Annotated in this window: 13 protein-coding genes; 9 read left to right on the top strand and 4 right to left on the bottom strand. The window is 67.0% G+C overall.

The genetic code is table 11. From position 1 onward, the window contains the following. Nucleotides 1-241 precede the first annotated feature (241 nt). From NFH66_RS07525 to NFH66_RS07515, 3 genes are read right to left on the bottom strand one after another with little or no spacing between them, the layout of a single operon-like run. Complete coding sequence (locus NFH66_RS07525) at nucleotides 242-820, bottom strand: hypoxanthine-guanine phosphoribosyltransferase (protein WP_349609546.1); 579 nt, start codon at nucleotides 818-820, stop codon at nucleotides 242-244. Nucleotides 821-872: 52 nt separating this feature from the next. Continuing rightward, nucleotides 873-1,931, bottom strand: coding sequence for a beta-N-acetylhexosaminidase (gene nagZ / locus NFH66_RS07520; protein WP_349609545.1), 1,059 nt, complete (start codon nucleotides 1,929-1,931; stop codon nucleotides 873-875). A gap of 2 nt (nucleotides 1,932-1,933) precedes the next feature. Continuing rightward, on the bottom strand, nucleotides 1,934-2,605 hold the full coding sequence (locus NFH66_RS07515) for a TetR/AcrR family transcriptional regulator (protein WP_349609544.1): 672 nt from the start codon (nucleotides 2,603-2,605) through the stop codon (nucleotides 1,934-1,936). Nucleotides 2,606-3,008: 403 nt separating this feature from the next. On the opposite strand from NFH66_RS07515, the gene lexA reads away from it, so the two are divergent. From lexA to NFH66_RS07485, 6 genes are all read left to right on the top strand, one after another. Further along, entirely contained in the window at nucleotides 3,009-3,662 is a 654-nt protein-coding gene (gene lexA, locus NFH66_RS07510) for a transcriptional repressor LexA (protein ID WP_349609543.1), read from the top strand. Further along, nucleotides 3,643-4,713, top strand: coding sequence for a DNA polymerase IV (dinB, locus tag NFH66_RS07505; protein WP_349609542.1), 1,071 nt, complete (start codon nucleotides 3,643-3,645; stop codon nucleotides 4,711-4,713). The genes lexA and dinB overlap by 20 nt, the downstream gene beginning before the upstream one ends. Nucleotides 4,714-5,073: 360 nt before the next feature. Next, a complete protein-coding gene (gene acnB / locus NFH66_RS07500; protein ID WP_349609540.1) occupies nucleotides 5,074-7,677 on the top strand; it encodes a bifunctional aconitate hydratase 2/2-methylisocitrate dehydratase in 2,604 nt (867 codons plus the stop codon). Nucleotides 7,678-8,275: 598 nt separating this feature from the next. Continuing rightward, nucleotides 8,276-8,482: a DUF6494 family protein gene (locus NFH66_RS07495; RefSeq protein ID WP_349609539.1), complete on the top strand. Its 207-nt coding sequence runs from the start codon at nucleotides 8,276-8,278 to the stop codon at nucleotides 8,480-8,482. Then, a complete protein-coding gene (locus NFH66_RS07490; protein ID WP_349609538.1) occupies nucleotides 8,475-9,425 on the top strand; it encodes an ABC transporter ATP-binding protein in 951 nt (316 codons plus the stop codon). Before NFH66_RS07495 ends, NFH66_RS07490 begins: the two co-directional genes overlap by 8 nt. Next, the gene (locus NFH66_RS07485; protein WP_349609537.1) at nucleotides 9,422-10,183 is read left to right on the top strand and encodes an ABC transporter permease; all 762 of its coding nucleotides are present in this window, start codon (nucleotides 9,422-9,424) and stop codon (nucleotides 10,181-10,183) included. Before NFH66_RS07490 ends, NFH66_RS07485 begins: the two co-directional genes overlap by 4 nt. 25 nt (nucleotides 10,184-10,208) lie before the next feature. Here NFH66_RS07485 and NFH66_RS07480 read toward each other — a convergent pair whose 3' ends face one another. Beyond that, complete coding sequence (locus tag NFH66_RS07480) at nucleotides 10,209-10,829, bottom strand: hypothetical protein (RefSeq protein WP_349609535.1); 621 nt, start codon at nucleotides 10,827-10,829, stop codon at nucleotides 10,209-10,211. A 199-nt stretch (nucleotides 10,830-11,028) separates the two neighbouring features. Between NFH66_RS07480 and NFH66_RS07475 the strand changes: the two genes are divergently transcribed. The 3 genes from NFH66_RS07475 to NFH66_RS07465 are packed head-to-tail and all read left to right on the top strand — an operon-like array spanning nucleotide 11,029 to nucleotide 14,037. Further along, complete coding sequence (locus NFH66_RS07475) at nucleotides 11,029-11,535, top strand: putative pterin-binding protein (protein WP_349609533.1); 507 nt, start codon at nucleotides 11,029-11,031, stop codon at nucleotides 11,533-11,535. Continuing rightward, nucleotides 11,535-12,968 (top strand): sensor histidine kinase, encoded by a 1,434-nt coding sequence (locus NFH66_RS07470; RefSeq protein ID WP_349609531.1) that lies wholly within the window; start codon nucleotides 11,535-11,537, stop codon nucleotides 12,966-12,968. The genes NFH66_RS07475 and NFH66_RS07470 overlap by 1 nt, the downstream gene beginning before the upstream one ends. Next, nucleotides 12,955-14,037 (top strand): response regulator, encoded by a 1,083-nt coding sequence (locus NFH66_RS07465; protein WP_349609529.1) that lies wholly within the window; start codon nucleotides 12,955-12,957, stop codon nucleotides 14,035-14,037. The genes NFH66_RS07470 and NFH66_RS07465 overlap by 14 nt, the downstream gene beginning before the upstream one ends. The last annotated feature ends 12 nt before the right edge of the window (nucleotides 14,038-14,049 follow it).

Below are 14,049 nucleotides of genomic sequence, written 5' to 3'. Positions count from 1 at the left end.
GCCGAGCGCCAAATAGAAAGTAGAAAGTAGAAAGTAGAAAGCGAAACCCCGCGGGCCTTGAGGGCCGGCGGGGTTTTTGATGGCGGGCGTAGCGTGCGCTAAGTAGACATCATGGATTGACCTGCCCCTTCTCAACGTCGTGGGTTACGTTGAGGTAGGGACCAAAATGCAGAGCCACTATTGAGAGAGGCAGGTCATGAAACAGTCTAACGCAACAGCACCATCACGCCACTCTTGCATCTTAAAGCCCCTTGGGCGCGAAGATCCCCGGGGCGTTGCGCCAGTAGCCCTTGATATCCATGCCGAAGCCGAAGACGTAGCGATCGGCGACTTCCAGGCTGCAGTAGTCGGCCTTGAGGCCGGGAACTGCCTTGCGGTCGTGCTGCTTGTCGACCAGCACCGCGGTGGTGATGCTGGCCGCCCCCGCCTCGCGGCAGTAATCCAGGATCGCGGCCAGGGTCGCGCCCTCGTCGAGGATATCGTCGACGACCACCACGTGACGCCCGGCCATGGGAATCTCCGGCGAGACACGCCAGAACAGCTCGCCGCCGCGCGTCTTGCCGCGGTAGCGGGTGGCGTGGAGGTAATCCACTTCCAGCGGGAAGCCGAGGCGGGTCAGCAGGTGGCCGGTGGTGATCAGCCCGCCGTTCATCACGCAGTAGAACACCGGCAGCTTGTCACCCAGGTCACGGGTGATCGCCTCGGCCATGCGATCGAGGGCGAGCTCGACCTGCGCCTGGCTGACCAGGCAATCGGCGCTGGCCATCAGCTCGCGCATGTGATGAAGGGAGGCGTGGCTCTCGGGGTCGAGTTGGGACATCGTTGGGTGTCTCGTGGTTATGTCGAATTTGGGGCCGGCCGCTCAAGACGCCTCAGTCTGCCTTGGCGTCTGCCCCCATGGCTTCGAGGTGGGCGTGGAGGCGACGCCAGCGGGAGAGCGCCGGCAGGCTCTCCAGTCGGGGGCGGGCCCGGGCAAAGCGCAGCTTCGAGAGGCGCGGCGCGGGCGGGTGCTCACGACAGCTGTCGAGCACCTCCAGGGCGGCCTGCCGGTCATTGCAGACCAGCAGCATGTCGCAACCGGCGGAGAGCGCGGCCTGCGCGCGCTCGGCGGGAGAGCCCGCCGTGGCGGCCCCGGCCATGCTGAGGTCGTCGGAGAAGATCACCCCCTTGAAGCCGAGGCTTTCGCGCAGCATGCCCAGCCAGGCGGGAGAGAACCCCGCCGGGCGCGTATCGAAGGCGCTGTAGACCACATGGGCCGGCATCACCGCATCGAGCCGCGGGGCCAGGCGCTCGAAGGGCACCAGGTCGTGGGCGCGCAGCGCCTCCAGCGGCCGTGTGTCCACGGGGAGCTCGAGGTGGGAGTCCGCCGCCACGCCGCCATGGCCGGGGAAGTGCTTGCCCACCGCCACCATGCCGGCCTCGTGCAGGCCGTCGATAAAGGCACCGGCCAGGGCGGCGACGGTCTCGGGGTAACTCGAGAAGCTGCGATCGCCGATCACCGTGGAGGTGCCGCCGTCGACGTCGAGCACCGGGGCGAAGGTGATATCGATACCGCAGGCGGCCATCTCCATGCCCAGCAGCCAGCCGGTATCCTGGCACAGGCGCCGGATGACCTCGGGATGGCTGGCGGCGTCGCGGCCCAGCCGGCGCATGGGGGGCAGCCGGGTCACGCCCTGGCGGATGCGCTGCACGCGCCCGCCCTCCTGGTCGATACCGATCAACACGTTGGGGCGTACATGACGGATCGCGTCGCATAGCTCGCGCACCTGGGGGGCGGACTCGACATTGCGGGCAAACAGGATCACCCCACCGACTTCTGGGCGACGCAGCAGCGCGCGCTCAGCGGCCGTCAGCCGGGGTCCCTCGAGATCGAGCATCACCGGGCCCAGCGGCTGGGAGTGCGACTGGGGCTGTGGACGGTTTCCAGGCATGATCAGGCCTCCCGAGCGCTGGCCGGGGCGGGCGCCGGCGCCGGCAGCGGTGCCTGCATGGCAGCCACCACCACCGGGCGCAGGCGGCGCACCAGGTCGCGCACCGTGATGTGTTCGTCGTAGTCGTTCTCGGCGATATCGCGCAGGGCATCCAGGCCGGAGAGGGTGAAGATCACGGTGCCCAGCATGAAGTGCAGGCGCCAGAAGCGCTCGGCGTCGGGCAGCTCGGGGGTGGCCTGGCGAATCAGCTCGGTGAAGCGGGTGAAGACGCTGCCGTACTCCTGCTGGATGTAGCGGCGCAGATGGCCCTGGGCCTGGCTGTAGGCGAGCCCCAGCAGGCGCATGAAGACCTTGAGGCTGTTGCGCTCCGCCGGCACCTCCAGCACGCAGCGCGCCATGGTCTCGAGCAGCTCCTCCAGGGGAATGGCCTGGCCCTGGTAGCGGCGCTCGAGGTCATCCAGGGCGCCATGGAAGCGCTCGGTAAAGGGGTCGAGGTAGCGTGCGAAGACCGCCTGGATCAGCGATTTCTTGGAGCCGAAATGATAGTTCACCGCCGCCAGGTTGACCTTGGCCTTGCTGGTGATGGTGCGCAGCGACGTCTCGGCGAAGCCGCGTTCGGCGAACAGCACCTCGGCGGTATCGAGGATCCGGGTGACGGTATCGTTCTGTGCCATGGAGGGGGTGCCTGGTTATAAACAATTGTTTCAAACGTGGCACAATTCTACGCCAGGCGCACCTTGCGGCTCAACGCTGGGCCCACGCAGTGTTTGAAACAGCGGGAGACTTCCTTGTAGGAGGGCGGCTCCGCCGCGCGACTGGCGCCGTCAGGCGCCCCCGCGGTGTTACCGAATTCAGGGCCCTATACTCTGGGAGGCCTTCGGCCTCCAGTCGCGATGCAGAGCATCCCTCCTACCGGATAGAACTGAGTCGCGATGCAGGGCATCCCTTCTACTGGATAGAACTGAGGTACTACGATCCCCGTAGAACAAAGCGGACCTGTTGGAAAGCCGATTACTGTATGGAACAACATGCTGTATAGTTGATCAATACGGTTATGCTATCCGCACAGGAGGTCCCATGGCACGCCCCCTCACCCAGCGCCAGCAGAACGTCTACGACTTCATCGTCAAGACCATGCAGGAGCTCGGCTATCCGCCGACACGCGCCGAGATCGCCCGCGCCCTGGGCTTCCGTTCACCCAATGCCGCCGAGGAGCACCTGCGCGCCCTGGAGCGCAAGGGGGCCATCCGCATGATCGCCGGCACCTCGCGCGGCATCCGCCTGCCCGCCCAGGAGGCCGAGGCCGATACCGGCAGCGGGGAGTCGCCCTCCCAGGGGCTGCCGATCATCGGCGAGGTGGCCGCTGGCAGTCCGATCCTGGCCGCCGAGCATATCGACCGCTACTGCCCGCTGCCCCCCGAGTACTTCACGCCCCGGGCGGACTACCTGCTGCGCGTGCGCGGCCTCTCCATGAAGGATATCGGCATCCTGGAGGGCGACCTGCTCGCCGTGCACCGTACCGACCGGGTACGCAACGGCCAGATCGTGGTGGCGCGCCTGGAGGAGGAGGTTACGGTCAAGCGCTTCGAGCGCAAGGGCCACCGGGTGACACTGCTGGCAGAGAACCCGGAGTTCGCCCCCATCGAGCTGGACCTGCGACACGATCCGCTGGAGATCGAGGGCATCGGCGTGGGCGTGATCCGCGGCGGCAATGGCCAAGCCCTCTCCTGAGCGCAAGATTCTCCACGCCGACTGCGACTGCTTCTATGCGGCGGTGGAGATGCGCGACAACCCGGCGCTGCGCGACATCCCGCTGGCGATCGGCGGCAGCGCCGATCACCGCGGGGTGATCGCCACCTGCAACTATCCGGCACGCGCCTTCGGCATCCATTCGGCGATGCCCACGGCACGCGCCCTGCGCCTCTGCCCTCACCTCACCTTGCTGCGCGGCGACTTCGACAAGTACCGGGAGGTCTCTCGCCAGATCCAGGCGATCTTCCATGAGCTGACGCCGCTGGTGGAGCCACTCTCCCTGGACGAGGCCTTCCTGGATGTCACCGGGGTCGAACGCTTCTCGGGCAGCGCCACCTGGATGGCGCAATGGATCAAGCAGGAGAGCCTCCGGCGTACCGGCATCACCGTCTCGGTGGGGGCGGCCCCCGCGAAGTTCCTCGCCAAGATCGCCAGCGACTGGGAGAAGCCCGACGGCCTGACGGTGATCACGCCGGAGCGTGTCGAGGCCTTTATCAGCGCCCTGCCGGTGAAGAAGCTGCACGGTGTGGGCCCGGCCACCGGTGCCCGGCTCGAGACCCTGGGCATCACGACCTGTGCCGAGCTGCGCGAGCTGCGCCTGGCGCGGCTGGTCGAGGAGTTCGGCAAGTTCGGCAAGCGCCTGTTCGAGCTGGCCCGGGGCATCGACGAGCGGCCGGTGAGGCCCGAGCGGGAACGCAAGTCGGTGAGCGTGGAGACCACCTTCGCCCGGGACCTGCCCGACCTGGCCCACTGCCGCGAGGCCCTGGTGGCGCTGTGCGAGAAGCTGGAGGAGCGCCTGGCCCGCCACGGCCACCCGCCGCTTTCCGGCATCGTGATCAAGGTGCGCTTCGACGACTTCAGCCTGACCACCCTGGAGAGCCGCGGCCTGGCACCGGCGGCGGAGAACTACGCCCGCCTGCTGGAACAGGCCTGGGAGCGCGGCCGCCGCCCGGTGCGCCTGCTCGGCGTCGGCACCCGGCTGGTGGAGGCCGACGCCCGGCGCCAGCTCAGCCTGCCCTTTCAGACTTAATGCAATGCCAGTAGGAGGGCGGCTCTGCCGCGCGACTGGCGCCGTCAGGCGTCTCAAGGATGTTACTGAGCTCTCGGTCCTCTTCAGGAGGCCTTCGGCCTCCAGTCGCGATGCACAGCATCCCTCCTACCGCAGAAGCCGGCTTTCCATACTTATCCTGTAACCCAACCCACACGGCGCCGACCAAAGTGCAAGGCCCGTCGGCATGGGCCTCGCTTAACATTGTCGACAGTCTCGCGTAGAATCGCGGCCACCTGAGACGGGAGTTTCGATCCCCTGTTCCATGCGCCAGAGGCTTGTTCCGGCGGTGCTTTTGCCGGGTCGCGACACTCTGGCCCCACACGCAATGAGGGCCCTAACGTGCTTGAAGCCTATCGCCAACATGTCGAGGAGCGCGCCGCCGAAGGCGTGCCGCCTAAGCCGCTGAACGCCGAGCAGGTCGCCGCCCTGGTCGAGCTGCTGAAGAATCCGCCGGCCGGCGAGGAGGAGTTCATCCTCGACCTGCTGACCAACCGCGTGCCCCCGGGCGTCGACGAGGCTGCCTACGTCAAGGCCGGCTTCCTGACCGCCATCGCCAAGGGCGAGGCCGAGTCGCCGCTGATCGACAGGATCCACGCGGTCAAGCTGCTGGGCACCATGCAGGGCGGCTACAACATCGCCTCCATGGTCGAGCTGCTGGACGACGCCGACCTGGCCAAGGAAGTGGGCGAGCAGCTCAAGCACACCCTGCTGATGTTCGACGCCTTTCACGACGTGGAAGAGCGCGCCCGCGCGGGCAACGCCGTGGCCAAGGAGGTCATCCAGTCCTGGGCCGACGCCGAGTGGTTCCTCGCAAAGCCCAAGCTGGAAGAGAAGATTACCCTCACCGTCTTCAAGGTGCCGGGCGAGACCAACACCGACGACCTCTCCCCCGCCCCCGATGCCTGGTCGCGCCCCGATATCCCGGTGCATGCCAACGCCATGCTCAAGAACGAGCGTGAGGGTATCGAGCCGGAGGAGCCGGGCGTCAAGGGCCCGCTCAAGCAGATCGAGGAAGTGAAGGCCAAGGGCTACCCGGTCGCCTACGTGGGCGACGTGGTGGGTACCGGCTCCTCGCGCAAGTCCGCCACCAACTCCGTGCTGTGGTTCTTCGGCGACGACATCCCCAACGTGCCCAACAAGCGCGCCGGCGGCTTCTGCTTCGGTGGCAAGATCGCGCCGATCTTCTTCAACACCATGGAAGACTCCGGCGCACTGCCGGTGGAGATGGACGTCTCCAGGATGGAGATGGGCGACGTGATCGACGTCTACCCCTACGAGGGCAAGGTGTGCAAGCACGGCACCGACGAGGTGCTGACCACCTTCGAGCTCAAGACCCAGGTCATCCTCGATGAGGTGCGCGCGGGCGGGCGCATCCCGCTGATCATCGGCCGCGGCCTGACCACCAAGGCCCGCGAGTCCCTCGGCCTGCCCGCCTCCGACGTCTTCCGCCTGCCCGAGCAGCCCAAGGACAGCGGCAAGGGCTACACCCTGGCCCAGAAGATGGTCGGCAAGGCCTGCGGCCTGGACGGCGTGCGCCCGGGCATGTACTGCGAGCCGAAGATGGCGACCGTGGGCTCCCAGGACACCACCGGCCCGATGACCCGCGACGAGCTCAAGGACCTGGCCTGCCTCGGCTTCCAGGCCGACCTGGTGATGCAGTCCTTCTGCCACACCGCCGCCTACCCGAAGCCGGTGGACGTGGACACCCACCACACCCTGCCCGACTTCATCATGAACCGCGGCGGCGTCTCGCTGCGTCCGGGCGACGGCATCATCCACAGCTGGCTGAACCGCATGCTGCTGCCCGACACCGTGGGCACCGGCGGCGACTCCCACACCCGCTTCCCGCTGGGCATCTCCTTCCCGGCAGGCTCGGGCCTGGTGGCCTTCGCCGCCGCCACCGGCGTGATGCCGCTGGACATGCCGGAGTCCGTGCTGGTGCGTTTCAAGGGCAAGCGTCAGCCCGGCGTCACCCTGCGTGACCTGGTCCACGCCATCCCCTACTACGCCATCCAGCAGGGGCTGCTGACCGTCGAGAAGTCCGGCAAGAAGAACGCCTTCTCCGGCCGCGTGCTGGAGATCGAGGGCCTCGAGGACCTCACCGTGGAGCAGGCCTTCGAGCTCTCCGACGCCTCCGCCGAGCGCTCCGCCGCGGGCTGCACCATCACGCTGTCCGAGGAGAGCGTGACCGAGTACCTGAAGTCCAACATCACCCTGCTCAAGTGGATGATCGCCAACGGCTACGGCGACCGCCGTACCATCGAGCGTCGCATCCTGGGCATGGAAGAGTGGCTGGCCAACCCGAGCCTGATGCGTGCCGACCAGGACGCCGAGTACGCAGAGGTCATCGAGATCGATCTCGAGGAGCTCAAGGAGCCGGTTCTCTGCGCCCCGAACGACCCCGACGACGCCCGCCTGCTCTCCGAGGTGGCCGGCGAGAAGATCGACGAGGTCTTCATCGGCTCGTGCATGACCAACATCGGCCACTTCCGCGCCGCAGGCAAGCTGCTCGAGAAGCAGCCGGCCGGCAGCCTGAAGACCCGCCTGTGGCTGGCGCCGCCGACCAAGATGGACCAGCACCAGCTGACCGAAGAGGGCTACTACGGCATCTACGGCCGCGCCGGCGCGCGCATGGAGATGCCGGGCTGCTCGCTGTGCATGGGCAACCAGGCGCGAGTGGCCGCCAAGAGCACCGTGGTCTCCACCTCCACGCGTAACTTCCCCAACCGCCTGGGCGATGGCGCCAACGTCTACCTCGCCTCGGCGGAGCTGGCCGCCGTGGCCGCGGTGGAGGGTCGCCTGCCCAGCGTCGACGAGTATCGCCGCTACATGAGCGAGTTCGACGCCATGGCCGGCGAGATCTACCGCTACATGAACTTCCACGAGATCGAGGAGTATCAGAACGCCGCTTCCAACGTGATTCCGATCGCCCAGGAAGCCTGATACACGGTATTCTGATATCCTCAGGTTCGACTCCGATGCTCGCAACGTCGAAGGCCGCCGTCCGCGGCGGCCCGGGTCACCCCCGAGAGTCGATGAACGAAGCGCCCCGCCAGGGGCGCTTTTTTTATGGATGTTCGTACTTTGGCGTGTATGGATGTTCGTACTTTGGCGTGTGTGGATGTTCGTACTTTGGCGTGATTGGGGCTGTAGGAGGGATGCTCTGCATCGCGATAGGAGGCCGAAGGCCTCCCCGGATAATGCCCCTGCGATCGGCAAACACCACCAGGGCGCCTGGCGGCGCCAGTCGCGAGGCGGAGCCTCCCTCCTACAATGAGGTCGTCATTCAAGGGCGGCTTCGGCACCTACCAAGAGACTTCTCCCCAATCTGCGATGAACCATTACCGCCAGGGCGCCTGGCGGCGCCAGTCGCGAGGCGGAGCCTCCCTCCTACAATGAGGTCGTCATTCAAGGGCGGTTTCGGCACCTACCAAGAGACTTCCCCCCACTCTGTGATGAACCATTTTTATACAGGGCCTGTACGGAACGCCTCTACCGGGTAGGATAGAGGGGTCAACCCCACCAGAAACGGGAGCCCACCATGAACCAGGACACCTTCCAGCACAGCATCCGCAAGCTGCTCAAGAATGTCGGCGTGACGACCCAGCAGGAGATCGAGAAGGCCGTTGCCGAGGGGCTCGAGGCGGGCCGTCTCGGTGGCGACGAGCGCTTCCCGGCGCGGGTCACGGTGGAGGTGGACGGCCTCAGCCTGACGCTGACCTTCGACGGGAACATCACCCTTGAGTGAGGCACGCGATGCCACGGTCATCCGCGTCGAGTCGCTGGGCAAGACCTTTGCCGGCGGCTTCGAGGCACTGCGTGATATCGATCTCGAGATTCGCCGTGGCGAGATCTTCGCCCTGCTCGGCCCCAACGGCGCCGGCAAGACCACGCTGATCAGTGTGATCTGCGGGCTGGTCAACCCGAGCCGCGGCCGGGTGCTGGTCGACGGCTACGACAACGTGCGCCAGTTTCGCCAGGCCCGGGCACGCATCGGCCTGGTCCCCCAGGAGCTGACCAACGACGCCTTCATCCGTGTCTGGGACACGGTCAGCTTCAGCCGCGGCCTGTTCGGCAAGCCCAGGGACCCGGCCCATATCGAGAAGGTACTGCGCGCGCTGTCGCTGTGGGAGAAGCGCCACAACCGCATGATCACGCTCTCCGGAGGCATGAAGCGGCGGGTGCTGATCGCCAAGGCGCTGGCCCACGAGCCCGAGATCCTGTTTCTCGACGAGCCCACCGCCGGGGTCGATGTGACCCTGCGCCGGGACATGTGGGAGGTGGTGCGCCAACTGCGCGACAGCGGGGTCACCATCATCCTCACCACGCACTACATCGAGGAGGCCGAGGAGATGGCCGACCGCATCGGGGTGATCCGCGCCGGTGAGCTGGTGCTGGTGGAAGATAAACAGGCGCTGATGCGCAAGCTCGGCCGCAAGGAACTGACGATCCATCTGCGTGAGCCGCTGGATGCCATGCCGCAACGCCTCTCGAGCCATGGGCTGAGGCTCATCGACGAGGGCCACGCCCTGCTCTACACCTATGACGCCGAGGCGGGTGAAGATGACGGTACCGGTATCGCCGAGCTGCTCGCCGACCTCGAAGCGGCGGGCATCGCGGTCAAGGACCTGCACACTCGCCAGAGCTCCCTGGAGGAGATCTTCGTTAACCTGGTCAAGGAGACAGCGTGAACCTCGAATCCGTGAAGACGCTCTACCTGGCCGAGATGGCGCGCAGCCTGCGTACGGTGCTGCAGAGCATCGTCTCGCCGGTGCTCTCCACCTCGCTCTACTTCGTGGTGTTCGGCGCCGCCATCGGGACGCGGATCAGCGAGGTGGATGGCGTCAGCTACGGCGCCTTCATCGTGCCCGGGCTGATCATGCTGATGCTGCTGACCCAGAGTGTCTCCAACGCCTCCTTCGGGATCTTCTTCCCGCGCTTCTCGGGGACCATCTACGAGGTGCTCTCGTCGCCCATGTCCTACTGGGAGGTGGTGGTCGGCTATGTGGGTGCGGCGGCCAGCAAGTCGCTGCTGCTGGGCCTTATCGTGCTGGCCACCGCACGGCTGTTCGTGCCCTACTCCATCGAGCATCCGCTGATGATGGTGCTGTTCCTGGTGCTGACAGCCGCGACCTTCAGCCTGCTGGGCTTCATCATCGGCATCTGGGCCGACGGCTTCGAGAAGCTGCAGCTGGTGCCGCTGCTGGTGATCACGCCGCTCACCTTCCTCGGCGGCACCTTCTACTCCATCGACATGCTGCCCCCCTTCTGGCAGGCGCTGACCCTGGCCAACCCGGTGGTCTACCTGGTGAGCGGCTTCCGCTGGAGCTTCTATGGCATCAGCGATGTCAGCCCGCTGCTCAGCCTGGCCATGATCCTGCTGTTCCTGGGGACGGCGATCGCCCTGGTGGCCTGGATCTTCCGCACCGGCTACCGCCTCAAGCCGTGACATCGAGGGCGCCGCCGCCGACTCCCTAGCGAGCGGCCTGCTCGCGAACGGCGTCGAGATCCCACGCCTTGAGCAGCTCCACTGCGGGGTCGCTGGACTCCAGCCCCTGACCCGCGACCTGGACCAGAATGCGCCCATCCATCAGGAAGGAGACCTCGGCGCTGCCGCGTTCCGGCTCCCACTTGAGCAGCGCCGAGTCACGACCGATGCGGATACGCTCCATATTGGACTGGGCGGCGATCAGCGCCGGGTTGTTGAACATCGCCGACATCGCCTGAATCATGGGGTTGTCGATCATCAGCTTGGCGGTGAGCCGCCCCTCTCCGCCCTCCTGCCGGTACTCACGCTCCAGCATGCTGCCGCCGCCACCGAACATGGCCGCCGCCCCACCGCCGCCGCTGGAGGCTATCTCGGCAGCACTCCAGCCCTCGGGAGGCTCCGGAAAGGTCTCGCCGATCCGCTCCGATATCAGCTTGCGGATATCGCCGATGGCGAACTCCAGCTCGGTGATGGCCGCGCCATACTCCCGTTCCTGGTAGAGTTCCAGGCCCAGTTCGATCTGCTCCGTCACCTCGTCCGCCTGCCCCAGGGCAGTGGAGGAAACTCCCAGGGTCGCGAGCAGAATGCCCACTGTCATGGATGTCATGCCTGCTTTCATGATGATGGTTCTCCTGTGTGGCTGTGGCACCCCGTTGCACGGATCTCCCGGCACGGCGAATGCACCGGATATCGACAGGGTATGAGCAGAGTAGCCATTTACCGGCGACTCGCCCCCTTCGTTTGCAGGGGGACACGGACTGCGTTTCGACTAGTCTGAGAGCAGGCCCCGGGGAAGGAGTAACCATGTGAAGGCAACACAGAGTGCCCTGCTGCTCTGGGGAGTGCTGCTGGCCGCACCGCCACTCGCCGCGGGCCCGCTACCTCCGCCCTCGGGGGAGGTCATCCTGACGGTGAGCGGCGCGATCGGCCTGACCAACGTGGATGACGAGGCACGGCTGGACGCGCACATGCTGGCGGCCCTGCCCCGTGAACGGCTAACGACCCACACCAGCGTCACCGATGGCCCCCAGACGTTCGAAGGCTTTCTGGCCCGGGACCTGCTGGCTGCCCTGCAGGCCAAGGGCGAGACGGTGACGGCCCGGGCCCTCAATGACTACCTCACCGAGATCCCCGCCGCGGACTTCGAGCGCTATGACGTCATGCTCGCCGACACCATGAACGGCGAGCGCCTGACCCGGCGCGACAAGGGGCCACTCTGGATCGTCTATCCCCGCGACGCTCACGCCGAGCTGCAGGACATCCGTTACGACTATCGCTGGGTCTGGCAACTGCGCCAGCTCGAGATCGAGTGATGGCCAGGCTGCGCGCCGTACCGGCCTACGCCCTTCCCAGCCTGGCCATCGTGGCCCTGACCGCCTTCCTGGCCTTCGCCCTGGTGCGCCTCTTCCAGGTCGAGCAGGCCATGCGCAGCAACGTGGACGAGAACATGCTGTGGGTCGTCACCCAGGCGCAGGTGGCCAGCCACCTCCTGGACCAGGCGGTGAACCGCCGGGCGCTGGGTGATAGCGAGGAGGATCCCGAACTGCGCCTGGATATCCTCACCAGCCGCCTGACGCTGATGGATGAGGGCCCCCAGCGCCGCTACCTGGCCGCCGAGGGGCTGGAGCCGCGTCTCGACGAGGCGCTGGCCCAAATGCATGCCCTGCGCGAGGCCGCCACGACGGCCCGGGGCGAGGCACGCTTCGCGCCCGAGCGGCTCACGCCCCACTTGGATGCGCTGATGGACAGCCTCAACCGCATCGCCAACCGGGTGATGATCGTCGAGTGGGAGAGTGCGGGGGCACGCCTGGACACCTACCGCAGCAGCCTCGAGAAGGTCATCACCTCCATCGTCGGCATCGGCCTGAGCGGGTGGATACTGGTCATGCTGCTGGTCACCGCCCTGCGCCAGCGGCGTGCCGCCCAGCGCGCCCTGACGACCCATCGCGACCACCTGAAGCAGGAGGTCGCACACCATATCCACCGCTACCGTCGCGCCGCCGAGGCGCTGGCCCAGGCGCTCGATCGCGAACGCAGCGTCAGCGAGTTCTACCGCAGTTTCGCGGCCATGGTGTCACACCAGTTCCGCACTCCGCTGGCGGTGATCGACTCCGGCCTGCAACGCCTGCAGCGACGTCACCACCAGTTCACCGCCGAGCAGCGCAGCGGGCGCTACACGCGGCTGCGCGAGGCGGTGGCCCAGATGACGCGCCTGGTCGAATCCTCGCTGACCGCGGCGCGACTCGACGGCAAGCAGGTCGACCCCAACCTCGGCCGTCACTCGCTGTGGGACATCGTCGATCACCTCTGCCGCCAGCAGTGGGAGGCCACCGAAACCCGGCGGCTGCAGACGCAGCACGGCACACCGGAACCCCTGGCCTGGTGCGACCGCGTCCTGACCGAACAGGTACTGGCCAACCTGATCGACAACGCCCTGAAGTACTCGCCCGAGGGCCGGCCAGTGTGCATCACCACCGCGCGGGAAGGCGATCACGTGACCTGCCGGGTCACGGACTTCGGCCCGGGGATTCCGGCTGACGAGCAGCCGCAGCTGTTCGAACGCTTCTTTCGCGGCAGCAATGCCACGGGCACCGACGGCACCGGCCTGGGGCTGAACATCGCCCGCCACCTGGCCCGCATCCAGCACGGCGACCTGACGCTGGAGTCGACCCTCGGCGAGGGCACCCACGTCACCCTGTGGCTACCCGCCGCCGATATCCAGGAGACTCGTAATGAGCCGTCATAAGCCCTCTGCACGTGCACCGCTGATCCTGTGTGCCGAGGACCAGGAGGACCTGCGCGCGGATATCTGCGACGAGCTGAGGGAATCCGGCTACGCCGTGCTCGAGGCGGCCGATGGCGACGCCACCCTGCAGCAGTTGGACGCCTGCACCCCGGACCTGATCCTGTGCGATATCAACATGCCCGGCCTCAACGGTTATGCGGTCCTCGATGCCGTGCGCGAACGCCGGCCCCAGTTGGCCGATACCCCCTTCGTGTTCCTGACCGCGCTCTCCGCCCCCCAGGATGTGGTGGAAGGCAAGCGCCTGGGCGCCGATGACTACCTGGTCAAGCCCATCGACTATGATCTGCTGCTGGCTACCGTGGCCGCCCGCCTGCGCCAGGTCCGCCGCATGCGCGACAAGTCCAACCATGAGCTGCAGGAGCTGCGCGAGGCCATGGCGGCACTCCACCAGAAAGCCTCGCAGCAGGCCTTCCAGGCGGCCACCCGCGCCCTGGACCTGGTCGCCCCCGGCATGGTGCTGCTGGATAGCGAAGGCCGCATCATCTTCGCCAACCAGCGTGCGCAACAGCTGGCTGGCGAGAGTGACGTGCTGGCGTTGAACACGCGGCTCTCGGCCAGCGGCGTCATGGCGCGTCGTCTGCGGGAGTGCCTCGCGGCGGCGACCCGCTCCAGCCGCCAGGGGGAGGAGCCGGTCTTCTCCCTGCGCCTGCCCCATCGCCCGGGGGATCATGGCCTGCTGGTACTGATCTGTGCCCTGGGCCAGTCACCGGAGAGCAGCGGCGAGGAGGCCTGCGTGGTGGCGCTGCTCTCGGCACCGAGCCAGCGCCCACCGCTGCCGCGCGGCGTGCTGGCCAGCCTGTTCGGGCTGACCCCCACCGAGACGCGCATCGCCCTGGCGCTGCTGGAGGGGCTGCGCAGCGAGGAGATCGCCGAGCAGATGGGCGTCTCCCCCACCACCGTGGCCTTCCACCTGCGCAACCTCTTCCAGAAGACCGATACCCATCGCCAGGCCGACTTGATCGCCCTGCTGATGGCCGGCTCGATGACCGCCTATCTCGAGGGGCGCTGACGCGGGTCGCCT

This window comes from Halomonas sp. H10-9-1 (assembly GCF_040147005.1).
GTDB lineage: Bacteria > Pseudomonadota > Gammaproteobacteria > Pseudomonadales > Halomonadaceae > Halomonas.
This window is presented reverse-complemented; position numbering and strand designations above follow the sequence as displayed.

Bases quoted from the DNA above. Each gene is read 5' to 3' on its own strand.
- NFH66_RS07525 (WP_349609546.1), bottom strand. From the start codon at position 820: ATGTCCCAACTCGACCCCGAGAGCCACGCCTCCCTTCATCACATGCGC.
- nagZ (WP_349609545.1), bottom strand. From the start codon at position 1,931: ATGCCTGGAAACCGTCCACAGCCCCAGTCGCACTCCCAGCCGCTGGGC.
- NFH66_RS07515 (WP_349609544.1), bottom strand. From the start codon at position 2,605: ATGGCACAGAACGATACCGTCACCCGGATCCTCGATACCGCCGAGGTG.
- lexA (WP_349609543.1), top strand. From the start codon at position 3,009: ATGGCACGCCCCCTCACCCAGCGCCAGCAGAACGTCTACGACTTCATC.
- dinB (WP_349609542.1), top strand. From the start codon at position 3,643: ATGGCCAAGCCCTCTCCTGAGCGCAAGATTCTCCACGCCGACTGCGAC.
- NFH66_RS07495 (WP_349609539.1), top strand. From the start codon at position 8,276: ATGAACCAGGACACCTTCCAGCACAGCATCCGCAAGCTGCTCAAGAAT.
- NFH66_RS07480 (WP_349609535.1), bottom strand. From the start codon at position 10,829: ATGACATCCATGACAGTGGGCATTCTGCTCGCGACCCTGGGAGTTTCC.
- NFH66_RS07470 (WP_349609531.1), top strand. From the start codon at position 11,535: ATGGCCAGGCTGCGCGCCGTACCGGCCTACGCCCTTCCCAGCCTGGCC.
- NFH66_RS07465 (WP_349609529.1), top strand. From the start codon at position 12,955: ATGAGCCGTCATAAGCCCTCTGCACGTGCACCGCTGATCCTGTGTGCC.